We start from the raw sequence: 15287 nt of genomic DNA, 5'->3' as shown, positions 1-15287 counted from the left end.
CGGAATCGGACGGAATTCGCCGGAAACTCCCTCAGGCCCGGTACAGGGCCTCGACCTCGTTGGCGTACGTCGTCTCGATCGCCCTGCGCTTCAGCTTCAGCGACGGTGTGAGCAGCCCGTGCTCCTCGGTGAACGGCTGCGCGAGGATACGGAACGTCCGGATCGACTCGGCCTGGGAGACCAGGGTGTTGGCGGCGACCACGGCCCGCCGCACCTCGGCCTCCAGATCCGCGTCGCGCACCAGCTCGGAGGCCGTCATCTGCGCCTTGCCGCGCATCGCCAGCCAGTGCTCGACGGCCTCCTGGTCGAGGGTGACCAGGGCGGCGATGTAGGGGCGGTCGTTGCCCACGACGATGCACTGGGCGACCAGCGGATGGTCCCGGACCCGTTCCTCCAGCAGCCCGGGCGCCACGCTCTTGCCGCCGGAGGTGACGAGGATCTCCTTCTTGCGGCCGGTGATGGTGAGGAAGCCGTCCGCGTCGAGGGAGCCCAGGTCGCCGGTGGCGAGCCAGCCGTCGTGCAGGGTCTCGTCGGTGGCCTTCTGGTTGTTGAGGTAGCCCTGGAAGACGTTGGGGCCGTGCAGCCAGATCTCCCCGTCGTCCGCGATGTGCACGGTGACGCCGGGGACGGGCTGTCCGACCGTGCCGTAGCGGGTACGGCCGGGCGGGTTGGCGGTCGCCGCCGCCGTCGACTCGGTCAGGCCGTACCCCTCGTAGATCTGCACGCCCGCGCCCGCGAAGAACAGCCCGAGCCGGCGGTCCATCGCCGAGCCGCCGGACATCGCGTTGCGGATCCGGCCGCCCATCGCGGCGCGCACCTTGGCGTAGACGAGCTTGTCGAAGAGCTGGTGCTGCACGCGCAGCCCCGCAGACGGGCCGGGTCCGATGCCCCAGGCCTTGGCCTCGATGGCCTCCGCGTACTTCACCGCGACCTCGACGGCCTTCTCGAACGGCCCCGCCTTGCCCTCCTTCTCGGCCTTGCGGCGGGCGGCGTTGAACACCTTCTCGAAGATGTACGGCACCGCGAGGATGAACGTCGGCCTGAACGCGGCCAGGTCCGGCAGCAGGGCCGCCGCGTTGAGCTGCGGCTGGTGGCCGAAGCGCACCCCGCGCGTGATCGCGGCCACCTCCACCATCCGCCCGAAGACATGGGCGAGCGGCAGGAACAGCAAGGTGGCCGCCTCGTCGCCCTTCTTGGAGTGGAACACCGGCTCCCAGTGCTCGGCGACCGTGTCCGCCTCCCACATGAAGCTGCCGTGCGAGATGACACAGCCCTTGGGGCGGCCGGTGGTGCCCGAGGTGTAGATGATCGTGGCGACCGAGTCCGGGGTGACCGCCTGCCGGTGCCGGTGCACCACCTCGTCGTCGATGGCGGCCCCGGCGTCGTACAGCTCGTGCACCGCGTCGGCGTCCAGCTGCCACAGCCGGTGCAGGTGCGGCAACCGGTCGATGACGGTGGCGATCGTCATGGCGTGGTCCTCGTGCTCCACCACGGCGGCCGTGCACTCGGCGTCGTACAGCGTCCAGAAGCACTGCTCGGCCGAGGAGGTGGGGTAGATCGGCACCACCTGGGCGCCGATCGTCCACAGGGCGTAGTCGAAGAGGGTCCACTCGTAGCGGGTACGCGACATGATGGCGACCCGGTCGCCGAACCGGACACCCTGGGCGAGCAGTCCCTTGGCGAGCGCGAGGACCTCGTCCCGGAACTCCGCGGAGGTGACGTCCTGCCACCGGCCCTGGTCGTCCTTGCGGCCGAGCGCGATGTGCCGCGGGTCCTCCTGGGCGCGCCGGAAGACGACGTCGGCCAGTCCTCCCACGGGGGCCGGCAACGCCAACGGAGGGTTGGTGAACTCGCGCAAACCCCGCTCCCGCTCCCTCGTCCCCGCTCCTGATGACGTTCTGTATAGCGCCGTGAAAGCTACCCCACCTTGCTCCGGGGCGGGAGGGGGTGCGGCTCCGGGCCGGGTTCGGCTACGCACAGGTCAGCGCACGAAAATACGCGCACATGGGGAAGGGTCGGACAGAAAACTGACGGTCGGGTAAGTTTCGGTCCCGTAATCTCCACCGAATCTGTACGTCCCGGTCACGGCCCGCGGCCGCCTGTGCCGAGCGAGTCCGGCGAGGTCGGCTGCGGTTCGGCCGCGCCCTGAAGGGGCGCGGGGAACTGCGCGATCAGCCACGTTGGTGCCCGCAGACGATCGACGGCATGTCGCCGCCCCTCCAGCGGAGCGCCTAGCGCCGGTGCAACCGGTCCCCGCCCGCCAGGATCGCCGTCGCCAGCGCGTCCGCCGCGCCCTGGGCGGCCGTACGCCGGGGGCCGTGGACCAGGACGAAGTCGACCCGGCCGAGTTCCGGCAGGCCCGCGCGGTCCGGGGCGCGGACCAGGCCGGGCGGGATCAGGCCGCGGGAGTGGGCCATCACGCCGAGGCCGGCGCGGGCGGCCGCGATCAGGCCGTTCAGGCTGCCGCTGGTGCAGACGATCCGCCAGGGCCGTCCCTGCCGCTCCAGGGACTCCAGGGCGAGGGTCCGGGTGATGCCGGGCGGCGGATAGACGATCAGCGGAACCGGCCGGTCGGGGTCCAGGCGCAGCCGTTCCGCGCCGATCCACACCAGGCGGTCGTGCCAGACCAGCTCGCCGCGCGGATCCTCCGGTCGGCGCTTGGCCAGCACCAGGTCCAGCTTCCCGGCCTCCAACCGCTCGTGCAGGGTCCCCGAGAGCTCCACGGTCAGCTCCAGGTCGACCTCGGGGTGGTCGTGGCGGAAGCCCTCCAGGATCTCCGGCAGCCGGGTCAGGACGAAGTCCTCCGAGGCGCCGAAGCGCAACCGGCCCCGCAGCCGGGTACCCGTGAAGAATGCCGACGCCTGCTCGTGCACCTCCAGGATCCGGCGCGCGAAGCCGAGCATGGCCTCGCCGTCCTCCGTGAGCTCCACGGAGTGGGTGTCCCGGGCGAAGAGCTGCCGTCCCGCGGCGTCCTCCAGCCGTCGTACGTGCTGGCTGACCGTCGACTGGCGCAGCCCGAGCCGCCGGGCGGCCTGCGTGAAGCTCAGCGTCTGGGCCACCGCCAGGAACGTGCGCAACTGGGACGGGTCGTACATGTCCCGCAGCCTATCGCGGAACGTGATGACAGTCAGAGCGGTATGCCGGATTCCCGATCGCGGGTCCGAGGAGGACGATGGAGGGGGGCCCTGCGGCCCCCGTACCACCGACAGTCACCAGCTAGATGGAGCACCGTGAAACGCCTGCGTTGGCCGAGTTGGATGCCGATCGACCCGTACATCCTGCTGCTCCTGGGCACGGTGGGCCTCGCCGCCCTCCTCCCGGCGCGCGGGACGGGCGCGGACGTGGCCTCCGGCGCCTCCACCGCCGCCATCGCCTTCCTCTTCTTCCTCTACGGCGCCCGTCTGTCCACCCGCGAGGCGCTGGACGGACTGAAGCACTGGCGACTCCACGTCACCGTCCTGGCCTGTACGTTCGTCCTCTTCCCGCTGCTCGGCACGGCGGCCCGCGGCCTCGTCCCGGTGCTGCTGACCCAGCCGCTCTACCAGGGCCTGCTCTTCCTCACCCTCGTCCCGTCGACCATCCAGTCGTCGATCGCCTTCACCTCCATGGCCCGCGGCAACGTCCCCGCCGCGATCTGCGCCGGCTCCTTCTCCTCCCTGGTCGGCATCGTCGTCACACCCCTGCTCGCCGCCGCCCTGCTGGGCAGCAGCGCGGGCGGGTTCTCCGCCGACTCGCTCGTGCAGATCGTGCTCCAGCTGCTGGTGCCGTTCGCCGCCGGGCAACTGCTGCGCCGCTGGATCGGCGGGTTCGTCACCCGCCACAAGAAGGTCCTCGGACTGGTCGACCGCGGCTCGATCCTCCTCGTCGTCTACACCGCGTTCAGCGAGGGCATGGTCCAGGGCATCTGGGGCCAGGTCAGCCCGCTGCGGCTGGCCGGACTGCTCGTCGTCGAGGCGGTGCTGCTCGCGGTGATGCTGGCGCTGACCTGGTACGGCGGCAAGGCGCTGCGCTTCGACCGGGAGGACCGGATCGCGATCCAGTTCGCCGGCTCCAAGAAGTCCCTGGCCGCCGGCCTGCCCATGGCGAGCGTCCTGTTCGGCGCCCATGCCTCGCTGGCCGTGCTGCCGCTGATGCTCTTCCACCAGATGCAGCTGATGGTGTGCGCGGTCATCGCCAAGCGCCGCTCGCAGGACGCGAGCCCGCCGGTCAGCGCCCAGGCCTCAACCGCAGCGTCACGAACCGCGGTCGGTACAGGGACACGTTCCGGTTGAGCTGCGCCGCCGCGGCCGACGGATCCAGCCAGTTGACGTCGTAGCTGAGCACCAGCCGGCCGTCGCCGGAGGCGCCGTCGGACAGGGCGGGATGGACCTGCGGGTTGTACGCCGCCACCTCGCCGTTCGGGAGCGCGGCACGGAAGTCCTTCGCCGGCCCGTGCCACGGCCCGGTGGGGGAGCAGGCCCAGTACGAGGTCACGGTGGTCAGCCCCGCGGTGCCCGCCGCCATGGTGAACAGCACGTACGTCCCGTCCTCGCGCACGACGGAGAAGGCGCTGCCCACGCCCGTGCGCCGGTGCACGTCGCCGAGCACGGCCCGCGGCCGGACACCGGCCGCCCAGCGGGAGCCGTTCCAGTACTCCCACGCGCCGGGCTGCCCGAGGCCGCCGTCCGGCACCCGGGCCACGTACGCCGACGACACGGGGCGCCCCGCCGCCTGTCCGTCGTCGCCGCCGAAGACGTACGTCCAGCCGCCCTCGTGCACGAGCGTGGTGCCGAACTGGACCCGGCGCGAGGGGTCCGGGACCAGCTGCTGGTCGAACACCTTGGTGAGGGACTCGACCCGCAGGTCGGGCAGGGAGAGCGTGGCGACCTCGGTCGCGGTGGGCATGCCGTAGATCCACGGCGCCGCCCCCGCCGTCCGCACCCACAGCAGCACCCGCACCACCCGCTCGTCCGACCCGGGCGAACGGGGCTCCACCCGCGCCGCGACCGGCCACCGCCACTGGTTCGGGCCGGGATCACCGAAGAGCGGCGCGGGCAGGGTGGTCTCCAGGCGGCCCTCCCGCATCAGCACCGCCGAGTTGCGCACGAGCGGGGCGGTGGTGTCCCGCCAGGCGAACGACTCGCCCACCGGGTTGGGCGGGGCGTACACCTGGCCGAGATAGGTGTCCGAGAACAGCCACAGCACCCGGCCGTCCGGCAGCCGCACCGAGTGGGTGCCGTCGCCGCCGGTCCAGTCGTCGGCGCGGCCGGCGTCGTCGCCGTAGCGGGCGAACTCGCCGGTCAGCCGGTCGTCCGCCGACCATGTGCCGACGGTCCGCGGCACGCAGTCGCCCGCGTCCTGCCGCCCGTCGTCCTCCGGCAGCCCCCTGAGCAGCACGGCCCCGAGAACCAGGGCCAGCAACAGGCCGAGCCCGGTTCCCGTCCGCTGTCGTGCACGTACGTCGTCGGGCACCCACGGGACGGTAGTGGCTGACGCTGATCCGGTCCAGCGGTGGGGCCCCCGGTCTCAGCCGGGACGCGTCCGGAGCCGGGTCGCCAGGGTGGTGCGGCCCGATGCCACCCGGGGGCGGTGTTCACGGCCGCGGGACGCCCCGCGCAGCCGACGACGAGCCGCTCGCCCCCGCTCGGCTCACGGCGACCGAACGCGAGCTGTTCACGGGCCTGTTGATCCGGATTTCCGGTACGCGCGGCGGACGGCGGATAACGTTTCGTCATGACCGCACCCCGCACCCTCGATGCGGCGCACTGCGCCCTGGTCCTCGTCGACCTCATGGACCGGATCGTCGCGCTGCCCCTGGAACCCCGTAAGGGGACCGAAGTCCTGTCCGTGGCCGAGGAGTTGGCCGCCGTCTTCCGTGCGGCGGGCGCCCTCGTCGTGCTCATCCGCGTGGAGCGCCCCGGCGTCGTCCCACAGCCGCCCGGCAGCGGGCTGGTGGAAGGCCTGGCGCAGGACGGCGACCTGGAGATCGTGAAGCGCACGATCGGCGGCTTCCAGGGCACCGGCCTCGACGACCGGCTCCGCGAACTCGGCGTCACCACGCTGGTGTTCGGCGGCATCGCCACCAACCTCGGGGTGGAGTCCACCGCCCGCGCCGCCGGGGACCTCGTCTTCGTCGAGGACGCGATGGCCGCGTTCACCGCCGCCGAGCACGAGGCGTCCGTACGGCTGGACTTCCCGCGGCTCGGGACGGTGGTGCGGGCGGGCGAGGTGATGTTCTCGCGGGAGGGCTGACCGGGGGGCCGCGTGCCCCGTCCGACGGCCGGTCAGCTCTGGGCGGCCGTGGCCTCCAGGGCGATGCGGTCCGCTCCCGCGTACACGTTCATGGAGGAGCCGCGCAGGAAACCGACGAGGGTGAGGCCGGTCTCGACGGCGAGGTCGACGGCGAGGGAGGACGGCGCGGAGACGGCGGCCAGCACGGGGATGCCCGCCATGACGGCCTTCTGCGCCAGCTCGAACGAGGCCCGTCCCGAGACCAGCAGGACGGCACGGGACAGTGGCAGGGCGTCGTTCTGCAGGGCGCGGCCCACCAGCTTGTCGACCGCGTTGTGCCGGCCCACGTCCTCGCGGATGTCGAGGAGTTCGCCGTCCTCGGTGAAGAGCGCGGCCGCGTGCAGACCCCCGGTCCGGTCGAAGACCCGCTGCGCCGCGCGCAACCGGTCGGGGAGGCCCGCGAGCAGTTCGGGTTCGAGGCGGACCGGGGGAGTGTCGGAGATGGGCCAGCGTGTCGTCGTACGGACCGCGTCGAGGCTCGCCTTGCCGCACAGGCCGCAGGACGAGGTGGTGTACACGTTGCGTTCGAGCGTGATGTCCGGGATCACGACGCCGGGCGCGGTCTGCACGTCGACCACGTTGTAGGTGTTCGAGCCGTCCACGGTGGCCCCGGCGCAGTAGACGATGTTCCGCAGATCGGACGCGCTCGCCAGTACGCCCTCGCTGACCAGGAAGCCGGCCGCCAGGGCGAAGTCGTCGCCGGGGGTGCGCATGGTGATCGCGAGCGGCTTGCCGTTCAGCCGGATCTCCAGCGGTTCCTCGGCGACGAGCGTGTCCGGGCGGGAGGAGACCGCCCCGTCCCGGACGCGGATCACCTTGCGTCGTTCCGTGACTCGTCCCATGTCCTGATCAACCCCGGTTCTGTACGTGCTGGTAGCCGGAACGGCCCTTGATGCGGAGGTTGCCTTCGGTCACCGGGTCGTCGGGCGGCGAGGTGACCTTCACGATCTCATTGTCCTGCACGTGCGGGGTCAGCCCACAGCCCACCCCGCAGTGCCCGCACACCGTCGTCGCCGTGGTCTGCGCCGACTCCTCCCAGGTACCCGCGGCCCGGCTGTCGACCCGGAGCGCCGTGCCGGTGCGGGCCTGGGGTGAGCCGCGTGCGGGTCCCCGCCTCGGGCGGGTTCACGCGGCGGTCTGGTGGGCGAGGAGGTCGCTGATGGCGTGGACGGTGCGCAGGGTGGGGACGTCCACGTGGGTGATGTCGGCGAGTTCGATGACGGCGGCGAGGAGGACGTCGAGTTCGAGGGGTTTGCCCGCTTCGAGGTCCTGAAGGGTCGAGGTGCGGTGGTCGCCGACGCGTTCGGCGCCCGCGAGGCGGCGTTCGATGGAGATGCCCACCTCGCACCCCAGCGCCTCGGCCACGGCCAGGGTCTCCTCCATCATCGTCTCGATGACCTGGCGGGTGCCGGTGTGGTGGCACATCTGGCGCATGGTGGCCCGGGCGAGGGCGCTGATGGGGTTGAAGCTGATGTTGCCCAGGAGTTTGAGCCAGATGTCGTTGCGGAGGTGGGGTTCGACGGGGCATTTGAGCCCGCCGTCGTGCATGGCTCGGCTGAAGTCCTGGCAGCGGGTGGAGAGGGTGCGGTCGGGTTCGCCGATGGAGAAGCGGGTGCCTTCCAGGTGCCGCACCACACCCGGTCCCTCGAGTTCGGTGGCGGCGTAGACCACGCAGCCGATGGCGCGTTCGGGGGCGAGGACCGCACTGACCGCGCCTGCCGGGTCCACGCTCTCGACGCGCTGGCCGTCGTGGGGTCCGCCGTGTCGGTGGAAGTACCACCAGGGGATGCCGTTCTGGGCGGCGATGACGGCTGTGTCCTGGTGGAGCAACGGCCTGATGAGCGGCCCGCACGCCGCGTAGGAGTTGGCCTTGAGGCCGAGGAAGACGTAGTCGACGGGGCCGATGTCGGCGGGGTCGTCGGTGACGTGGGGGCGGGCGACGAAGTCGCCCCGGGGGCTGAGGACACGCACGCCGTGGCGCCTCATGGCCGCGAGGTGCGGTCCACGGGCGATGAGGTGGACGTCGGCGCCTGCCCGGTGCAGGGCCGCGCCGACGTAGGCGCCGATGGCTCCGGCGCCGAGGACTGCGACTTTCACGTGTGGCGCTCCGTTCGGTCGAGGGTGTACCGCGGAACTGTCGAATGTCGTCGACTCCATATTGTCTACAGTATGGTCGAGGTGCCCACAAGGGTGCGGGGCCGGAGCAGGCGGGGCTCGCGGAACCCCGGCCGGCCCGACCGTTCGGCGCGTACGGCATACCGTTCATCGCATACGTTCGCCGTGCCGCCTTCTCAACTCCCTTGGTTCTCCCTACCGTCCGGGATCATGAGTCCCCCCGTCGCCCCCGTCGGCTGGAGCCGCTGGCTCGTCCCCCCAGCCGCACTCTCGGTCCACCTCTCCATCGGTCAGGCGTACGCCTGGTCCGTGTTCAAGCCGCCCCTGGAGTCCGCGCTCGGCCTCAGCGGCACGCAGAGCGCGCTGCCGTTCCAGCTCGGCATCGTCATGCTCGGGTTGTCTGCCGCGTTCGGCGGCACCCTCGTGGAGCGCAACGGTCCGCGCTGGGCGATGACCGTCGCCCTGGTCTGCTTCTCGTCCGGGTTCCTGCTCTCCGCGCTGGGCGCCTACACCGAGCAGTACTGGCTGATCGTCCTCGGCTACGGCTTCGTGGGCGGGATCGGCCTCGGCATCGGCTACATCTCGCCCGTGTCGACCCTCATCAAGTGGTTCCCGGACCGGCCCGGCATGGCCACCGGCATCGCCATCATGGGCTTCGGCGGCGGCGCGCTGATCGCCTCGCCCTGGTCGGCGCAGATGCTGGAGTCGTTCGGCTCGGACAGCTCCGGGATCGCGCTGGCGTTCCTCGTGCACGGGCTCACGTACGCGGTCTTCATGACGCTGGGCGTGCTGCTGGTCCGGGTGCCGCGCACCGAGAAGCCCGCGGGGGAGAGCGGACCGAGCATCCTGGAGGGCCCGCAGGTCTCGGCCCGCGATGCCGTGCGGACCCCGCAGTTCTGGTGCCTGTGGGTGGTGCTCTGCATGAACGTGACCGCGGGCATCGGCATCCTGGAGAAGGCCGCCCCCATGATCATGGACTTCTTCGCGAACACCTCGACAACGGTGTCGGTGTCCGCCGCGGCGGGCTTCGTGGCGCTGCTGTCGGCGGCGAACATGGCCGGCCGGATCGGATGGTCGTCCACCTCCGACCTGATCGGCCGCAAGAACATCTACCGCCTCTACCTGGGCGCGGGCGCGCTGATGTACCTGCTCATCGCACTGGTCGGTGACTCGTCCAAGCCGCTGTTCATCCTCTGCGCCCTGGTGATCCTCTCCTTCTACGGCGGCGGCTTCGCCACGATCCCCGCCTATCTGAAGGACCTCTTCGGCACCTACCAGGTCGGCGCGATCCACGGCCGGCTGCTCACCGCCTGGTCCACGGCCGGTGTCCTCGGACCGCTGATCGTGAACTGGATCGCCGACCGGCAGGAGGAGGCCGGCAAGGACGGCGCCTCGCTCTACACCCTGTCCCTCTTCATCATGATCGGGCTGCTGCTGGTCGGCTTCGTCGCCAACGAGCTGGTCCGGCCCGTCCACGTCCGTCACCACATCCCCGCACCGAGGGAGGCCGCCGATGCCGGAGCACGACAGCAGTCAGAGTCCGCCTGACCGGCGCCCGCTGATCGCCTTCGCCTGGCTGTGGGTGGGCGCACCGCTCGCCTACGGGCTGTACGAGCTCGTACAGAAGGCGACCCAGCTGTTCACCAACTGAGCGTTCGAGAGGTGTTCGGGCGTCCGAGGGTCTGACAGAAGCCGACAACCCGGGCGCCCGTTTCCTGTGCCAACACCTGCCGTCGTACCCGCGAGTCACTGATCAGACTGGTGGATCCCGCTACCCAAGGCAACGAGGGGGACCACCCGATGAACGGCTCGCGCATCGCCGCACTCGGCCATTACCAGCCCGCCAAGGTACTCACCAACGAGGACCTGGCGGGCCTGGTCGACACCAGCGACGAGTGGATCAGGAGCCGGGTGGGCATCCGCACCCGTCATGTCGCCGGCCCCGACGAGCCGGTCGACGAGCTCGCCTCGCACGCCGCCGCCAAGGCGCTCGCCGCCGCGGGCCTGACACCCGGCGACATCGACCTGGTCCTGGTCGCCACGTCGACCGCCATCGACCGTTCCCCGAACATGGCCGCCCGGGTCGCCGCCAGGCTCGGCATCCCCTCCCCGGCCGCGATGGACGTCAACGTGGTCTGTGCGGGCTTCACCCACGCCCTGGCCACCGCCGACCACGCCGTGCGGGCCGGTGCCGCGACCCGGGCGCTGGTCGTCGGCGCCGACAAGATGACCGACGTGACCGACTGGACCGACCGCACGACCTGCGTGCTCGTCGGTGACGGGGCGGGGGCCGCCGTCGTGGAGGCCTGCGGTCCGGGCGACGAGCCCGGCATCGGGCCCGTGCTGTGGGGGTCGGTGCCCGAGATGGGGCACGCGGTGCGTATCGAGGGGCAGCCCGCGCGGTTCGCGCAGGAGGGGCAGAGCGTGTACCGGTGGGCGACCACCCAGTTGCCGGCGATCGCGCGCAAGGCCTGCGAGCGGTCGGGCGTCGCCCCCGAGGAGCTCGCCGGGGTGGTGCTGCACCAGGCCAACCTGCGGATCATCGAGCCGCTCGCCGAGAAGATCGGCGCCGTGAACGCCGTCGTCGCGCGCGATGTCACCGAGTCGGGCAACACCTCCGCGGCCAGCATTCCGCTCGCCTTCTCCAAGCTCGTCGAGAAGGGCGCCCTGACCGCGGGCGACCCGGTGCTGCTCTTCGGGTTCGGCGGCAACCTGTCGTATGCGGGGCAGGTCGTGCGCTGCCCGTGATCCGGTGGTGCGGGGAGGTGGTCGTGCGCTGCCTGTGATCGGGCGGTGCGGGGAGGTGGTCGTGTGCCGCCTGTGATCCGGCGGGGCGGGGTGGTCGTGTGCCGCCCGTGATCCGGCGGTGCGGTGAGGCCTCGGCGTCCACCGGTGTCGGACACCGCCACGACCTCCTTTGTCCTGTGAGTGGAGAAAGTCCTCACCAATTCGTGCACAGCTTCTTCCCAGGTTCGGCAGCCGCTGCTACGTTCCCCTCGAAAGCACGACAGCAGGCGGCCGATTGAGGCGGGGAGGGGCTCGTGAGACGTATGACGGCACGACCCGCGAACAGTCATCAGGCCAGGCTGCTCAAGCTGTTGCGCGACGGGGGTCCCAACTCCCGTGCGCAGCTGGGTGATCAGGTCGATCTGTCGCGGTCGAAGCTGGCCGTGGAGGTGGACCGGCTGCTGGAGACCGGCCTGGTCGTGGCCGACGGACTGGCCGCCTCGCGCGGCGGACGCCGGTCCCACAACATCCGGCTCGCGCCGACACTGCGTTTCCTCGGCGTGGACATCGGCGCGACCTCGATCGACGTCGCGGTCACCAACGCCGAACTGGAGATCCTGGGACACCTCAACCAGCCCATGGACGTACGCGAGGGCCCGGTCGCCGTCTTCGAGCAGGTCCTGTCCATGGCCGCCAAGCTGAGGGCCACGGGGCTCGCGGAAGGGTTCGACGGCGCCGGCATCGGCGTCCCGGGCCCGGTCCGCTTCCCCGAGGGCGTACCGGTCGCGCCGCCGATCATGCCGGGCTGGGACGGCTTCCCGGTGCGCGAGGCGCTCAGCCAGGACCTGGGCTGCCCGGTCATGGTCGACAACGACGTGAACCTGATGGCGACGGGGGAGCAGCACGCGGGCGTAGCGCGCTCCGTGGGCGACTTCCTCTGCGTCAAGATCGGCACCGGCATCGGCTGCGGCATCGTCGTCGGCGGAGAGGTCTACCGCGGTACGACGGGCAGCGCGGGCGACATCGGGCACATCCAGGCGGTGCCCGACGGCCGCCCCTGTGTCTGCGGCAACCGGGGCTGCCTGGAAGCCCACTTCAGCGGGGCGGCCCTCGCCCGGGACGCCGTCGAGGCGGCCCAGCAGGGACGCTCCGCCGAACTCGCCTCCCGGCTGGAGACGAACGGCACTCTGACCGCCCTCGACGTCGCCGCCGCGGCCGCGGCCGGTGACGCCGCCGCCCTCGACCTCATCCGTGAGGGCGGCAACCGTACCGGCCAGGTCATCGCCGGCCTGGTCAGCTTCTTCAACCCGGGCCTGGTGGTGATCGGCGGCGGGGTGACCGGCCTCGGCCACAACCTGCTCGCCGCGATCCGCACCCAGGTCTACCGCCAGTCGCTGCCACTGGCGACCGGCAACCTACCCATCGTCCTAGGAGAGTTGGGTCCCACCGCCGGAGTCATCGGCGGGGCCCGGCTGATCAGCGACCACCTGTTCTCACCCGCGTAGGGCCGCACGGCCCTCCCGGGCGACCCCGCGCACCCACTGGTCCGACACCGCTCACCGGCACGATCCGCCACGCGCTGCCCTGTACCGCTTCGCCCTGCCCTGAACCGGCCCGCACGCCAGCCGAGGGGAACCACACATGGCATCAGAACCACCGCTGCTCAGCATGTCCGGCATCACCAAGTCGTTCCCCGGAGTCCGGGCCCTCGACGGCGTCGACCTCGATGTCCAGGCCGGTGAGGTGCACTGCCTGCTCGGCCAGAACGGGGCCGGCAAGTCCACCCTCATCAAGGTCCTCGCGGGCGCCCACCAGCCCGACGGCGGCACCATCTCCTGGCGCGGCGAGCCGGTCACCCTGCGCTCACCGATCGCCGCCATGCGTCTGGGCATCGCCACCATCTACCAGGAACTCGACCTGGTGGAGCACCTGTCGGTCGCCGAGAACGTCCACCTCGGTCACGAACCCACCACGGCCGGATTCGTCGTACGCGGCAAGGCGGCTCGCGAGTCAACAGGTGCCCTGCTGAAGCGACTTGGGCATCCCGAGATCGATCCGGCGCGGCTGGTGGGGGAGTTGTCGGCGGCGCAGCAGCAGATCGTCTCCATGGCGCGGGCGCTCTCCCACGACGTACGGCTCATCGTGATGGACGAACCGTCCGCCGCGCTCGACCCGGACGAGGTCGACAACCTCTTCCGGATCGTCGGGGACCTCACCGCCGAAGGCGTCGCCGTCGTCTACATCTCCCACCGGCTGGAGGAGATCCGGCGGATCGGCGACCGGGTGACCGTGCTCAAGGACGGACGGGCCGTCGCGGGCGGGCTGCCGGCGAAGTCGACGCCGACCCGTGAGGTCGTGGCGCTGATGACCGGACGGAACGTGGAGTACGTGTTCCCGGACCGCCCGGTCGCGCCCCCCACGGGCACGCCGGTCCTGGAGGTCAGGGGGCTCGCCAGGGACGGTGAGTTCGAGCCGCTCGACCTGACCCTGCGTCCCGGCGAGATCGTCGGACTGGCCGGACTCGTGGGGTCCGGACGATCCGAGATCCTGGAGACCGTCTACGGTGCGCGCAAGCCCACGTCCGGCCAGGTGCTGGTGGACGGCCGCCCCCTCAGGCCCGGCAGCGTCCGCGCCGCCGTCCGGGCCGGCCTCGGTCTCGCTCCCGAGGAACGCAAGGCGCAGGCGCTGCTGATGCTGGAGTCCGTCACCCGCAACGTCTCGGTCTCGTCCATGTCCCGCTTCTCCCGCGGCGGTTGGATCGACCGGGGCGCCGAACTGGGCGCGGCCCGGGCGGCGGTCCGTGAGCTGTCGCTGCGGCCGGACAACCCGTCCGTCCCGATCCGCACCCTGTCGGGCGGAAACCAGCAGAAGGCCGTCCTCGCCCGCTGGCTGCTGCGCGGCTGCCGCGTGCTGCTGCTCGACGAACCCACCCGCGGCGTCGACGTCGGCGCCCGCAGCGAACTGTACGCAGTCGTCCGTCGACTGGCCGACGAGGGACTCGCGGTCCTGCTCGTCTCCAGCGAGGTGCCCGAGGTCCTCGGACTCGCCGACCGTGTGCTCGTGCTGCGCGAGGGCCGTGTCGTCCACACCGCCCCCGCCCGCGAACTCGACGAACACCGTGTACTCGACCTCGTCATGGAAGGAAGCCCGGCGTCATGACGCAGCACGTCTCCCCGCCCCGGGGCGATACCGAGAAGACCGCATCCGTGGACCAACCGTCCTCGTGGAAAGCGGTGTTGGCTCGCGCCGACGTCCGCACCCTCTCCCTGGTCGGCGTCCTCGCCGCGTTGATCCTGGTCGGCGGGATCACCAAGCCGGACGAGTTCCTCGACACCCGAAACCTCCAACTCGTCCTCACCCAGGCCTCGGTGATCGGCGTGGTCACGGTCGGCATGACCTTCGTGATCATGTCGGGCGGCATCGACCTGTCCGTCGGCGCGATCGTCGCCCTCGCCTCCGTCTGGGCGACCACGGTCGCCACCCAGGAGTACGGCTTCGGCGGCATCCTCCTCACCTCGGTCCTGGTCGGCCTCGGCTGCGGCCTGGTGAACGGCCTGCTCATCGCGTACGGCGGGATGGTGCCGTTCATCGCGACCCTCGCCATGCTCGCCTCGGCGCGCGGTCTCGCCCTTCAGATCACCGACGGCAAGACCCAGATCGTCACCGTCGACAGCGTCCTGGACCTCGGCCTGCGCGACGCGTACGTGCTCGGGATCCCGCCGCTGGTGATGGTCTTCGCCGTCGTCACGATCATCGGCTGGCTGGTCCTGAACCGCACCACCTTCGGCCGCCGCACGGTCGCCGTCGGCGGCAACGCGGAGGCCGCCCGGCTCGCCGGCATCGACGTCCGCCGCCAGCGCCTCTACCTCTATCTGCTGTCCGGACTGTGCTGCGGCATCGCCGCGTTCCTGCTGATCGTGCTCGCCGGCTCGGGCCAGAACACCAACGGCAACCTCTACGAACTCGACGCGATCGCCGCCGCGATCATCGGCGGCACGCTGCTCAGCGGCGGTCGCGGCACCATCACCGGCTCCGTCCTAGGGGTCCTGATCTTCACCACGATCACCAACATCTTCGCCCTGAACAACCTGCAGAGCGACGTCCAGCAGATCGCCAAGGGCGCGATCATCGTCGCCGCCGTGCTGGTCCAGCGCCGTACCGCGAGCACGACCTGA

General features: G+C 71.3%; 13 protein-coding genes and 1 pseudogene. 8 read left to right on the top strand and 6 right to left on the bottom strand.

What is annotated here, in order from left to right:
• Nucleotides 1–31: 31 nt before the first annotated feature.
• A complete protein-coding gene (locus ACZ56U_RS00120) occupies nt 32–1858 on the bottom strand; it encodes an AMP-dependent synthetase/ligase (RefSeq protein WP_469081734.1) in 1827 nt (608 codons plus the stop codon).
• Nucleotides 1859–2231: 373 nt separating this feature from the next.
• Nucleotides 2232–3095 carry a LysR substrate-binding domain-containing protein gene (locus ACZ56U_RS00115; RefSeq protein ID WP_469081733.1) on the bottom strand — a complete coding sequence of 288 codons (864 nt, stop codon included), beginning with the start codon at nt 3093–3095 and terminating at the stop codon, nt 2232–2234.
• Between the two features lie 162 nt (nt 3096–3257).
• On the opposite strand from ACZ56U_RS00115, the gene ACZ56U_RS00110 reads away from it, so the two are divergent.
• Nucleotides 3258–4271: a bile acid:sodium symporter family protein gene (locus ACZ56U_RS00110; protein ID WP_469082262.1), complete on the top strand. Its 1014-nt coding sequence runs from the start codon at nt 3258–3260 to the stop codon at nt 4269–4271.
• Here ACZ56U_RS00110 and ACZ56U_RS00105 read toward each other — a convergent pair.
• Nucleotides 4207–5451, bottom strand: coding sequence for a DUF4185 domain-containing protein (locus ACZ56U_RS00105; RefSeq protein ID WP_469081732.1), 1245 nt, complete (start codon nt 5449–5451; stop codon nt 4207–4209). The two genes, ACZ56U_RS00110 and ACZ56U_RS00105, sit on opposite strands and share 65 nt — an antisense overlap.
• A gap of 261 nt (nt 5452–5712) precedes the next feature.
• Here ACZ56U_RS00105 and ACZ56U_RS00100 point away from each other — a divergent pair, with 261 nt between their 5' ends.
• A complete protein-coding gene (locus ACZ56U_RS00100) occupies nt 5713–6231 on the top strand; it encodes an isochorismatase family protein (RefSeq protein WP_469081731.1) in 519 nt (172 codons plus the stop codon).
• 32 nt (nt 6232–6263) lie between these two features.
• Here the strand turns inward: ACZ56U_RS00100 and fdhD are convergent, their stop codons facing one another.
• From fdhD to ACZ56U_RS00085, 3 genes and pseudogenes are all read right to left on the bottom strand, one after another.
• Nucleotides 6264–7112 carry a formate dehydrogenase accessory sulfurtransferase FdhD gene (gene fdhD / locus ACZ56U_RS00095; RefSeq protein WP_469081730.1) on the bottom strand — a complete coding sequence of 283 codons (849 nt, stop codon included), beginning with the start codon at nt 7110–7112 and terminating at the stop codon, nt 6264–6266.
• A 7-nt stretch (nt 7113–7119) separates the two neighbouring features.
• Nucleotides 7120–7329: pseudogene (locus ACZ56U_RS00090) on the bottom strand (2Fe-2S iron-sulfur cluster-binding protein); the annotation flags it as partial.
• Between the two features lie 66 nt (nt 7330–7395).
• Entirely contained in the window at nt 7396–8367 is a 972-nt protein-coding gene (locus tag ACZ56U_RS00085; RefSeq protein WP_469081729.1) for a 2-dehydropantoate 2-reductase, read from the bottom strand.
• Nucleotides 8368–8595: 228 nt separating this feature from the next.
• Between ACZ56U_RS00085 and ACZ56U_RS00080 the strand changes: the two genes are divergently transcribed.
• From ACZ56U_RS00080 to ACZ56U_RS00055, 6 genes are all read left to right on the top strand, one after another.
• Nucleotides 8596–9933, top strand: a complete 1338-nt coding sequence (locus tag ACZ56U_RS00080; RefSeq protein WP_469081728.1) for an OFA family MFS transporter — start codon at nt 8596–8598, stop codon at nt 9931–9933.
• Nucleotides 9899–10036: an MFS transporter small subunit gene (locus ACZ56U_RS00075; RefSeq protein ID WP_469081727.1), complete on the top strand. Its 138-nt coding sequence runs from the start codon at nt 9899–9901 to the stop codon at nt 10034–10036. The genes ACZ56U_RS00080 and ACZ56U_RS00075 overlap by 35 nt, the downstream gene beginning before the upstream one ends.
• A 149-nt stretch (nt 10037–10185) precedes the next feature.
• Nucleotides 10186–11133: a beta-ketoacyl-ACP synthase III gene (locus tag ACZ56U_RS00070; protein WP_469081726.1), complete on the top strand. Its 948-nt coding sequence runs from the start codon at nt 10186–10188 to the stop codon at nt 11131–11133.
• Nucleotides 11134–11435: 302 nt separating this feature from the next.
• The gene (locus ACZ56U_RS00065) at nt 11436–12617 is read left to right on the top strand and encodes an ROK family transcriptional regulator (RefSeq protein WP_469082261.1); all 1182 of its coding nucleotides are present in this window, start codon (nt 11436–11438) and stop codon (nt 12615–12617) included.
• 136 nt (nt 12618–12753) lie between these two features.
• A complete protein-coding gene (locus ACZ56U_RS00060) occupies nt 12754–14271 on the top strand; it encodes a sugar ABC transporter ATP-binding protein (protein WP_469081725.1) in 1518 nt (505 codons plus the stop codon).
• Nucleotides 14268–15287, top strand: coding sequence for an ABC transporter permease (locus ACZ56U_RS00055; protein ID WP_469081724.1), 1020 nt, complete (start codon nt 14268–14270; stop codon nt 15285–15287). Before ACZ56U_RS00060 ends, ACZ56U_RS00055 begins: the two co-directional genes overlap by 4 nt.

It is taken from the genome of Streptomyces sp. NPDC034103, assembly GCF_055575395.1.
Note: the sequence above shows the minus strand (reverse complement) of the source record. Positions and strands in the feature narration are given on the sequence as shown.

Coding starts and splice junctions, on each gene's coding strand:
- ACZ56U_RS00115 (WP_469081733.1), bottom strand. CDS start 3,095: ATGTACGACCCGTCCCAGTTGCGCACGTTCCTGGCGGTGGCCCAGACG.
- ACZ56U_RS00110 (WP_469082262.1), top strand. CDS start 3,258: ATGCCGATCGACCCGTACATCCTGCTGCTCCTGGGCACGGTGGGCCTC.
- ACZ56U_RS00100 (WP_469081731.1), top strand. CDS start 5,713: ATGACCGCACCCCGCACCCTCGATGCGGCGCACTGCGCCCTGGTCCTC.
- fdhD (WP_469081730.1), bottom strand. CDS start 7,112: ATGGGACGAGTCACGGAACGACGCAAGGTGATCCGCGTCCGGGACGGG.
- ACZ56U_RS00080 (WP_469081728.1), top strand. CDS start 8,596: ATGAGTCCCCCCGTCGCCCCCGTCGGCTGGAGCCGCTGGCTCGTCCCC.
- ACZ56U_RS00075 (WP_469081727.1), top strand. CDS start 9,899: ATGCCGGAGCACGACAGCAGTCAGAGTCCGCCTGACCGGCGCCCGCTG.
- ACZ56U_RS00070 (WP_469081726.1), top strand. CDS start 10,186: ATGAACGGCTCGCGCATCGCCGCACTCGGCCATTACCAGCCCGCCAAG.
- ACZ56U_RS00065 (WP_469082261.1), top strand. CDS start 11,436: ATGACGGCACGACCCGCGAACAGTCATCAGGCCAGGCTGCTCAAGCTG.
- ACZ56U_RS00060 (WP_469081725.1), top strand. CDS start 12,754: ATGGCATCAGAACCACCGCTGCTCAGCATGTCCGGCATCACCAAGTCG.
- ACZ56U_RS00055 (WP_469081724.1), top strand. CDS start 14,268: ATGACGCAGCACGTCTCCCCGCCCCGGGGCGATACCGAGAAGACCGCA.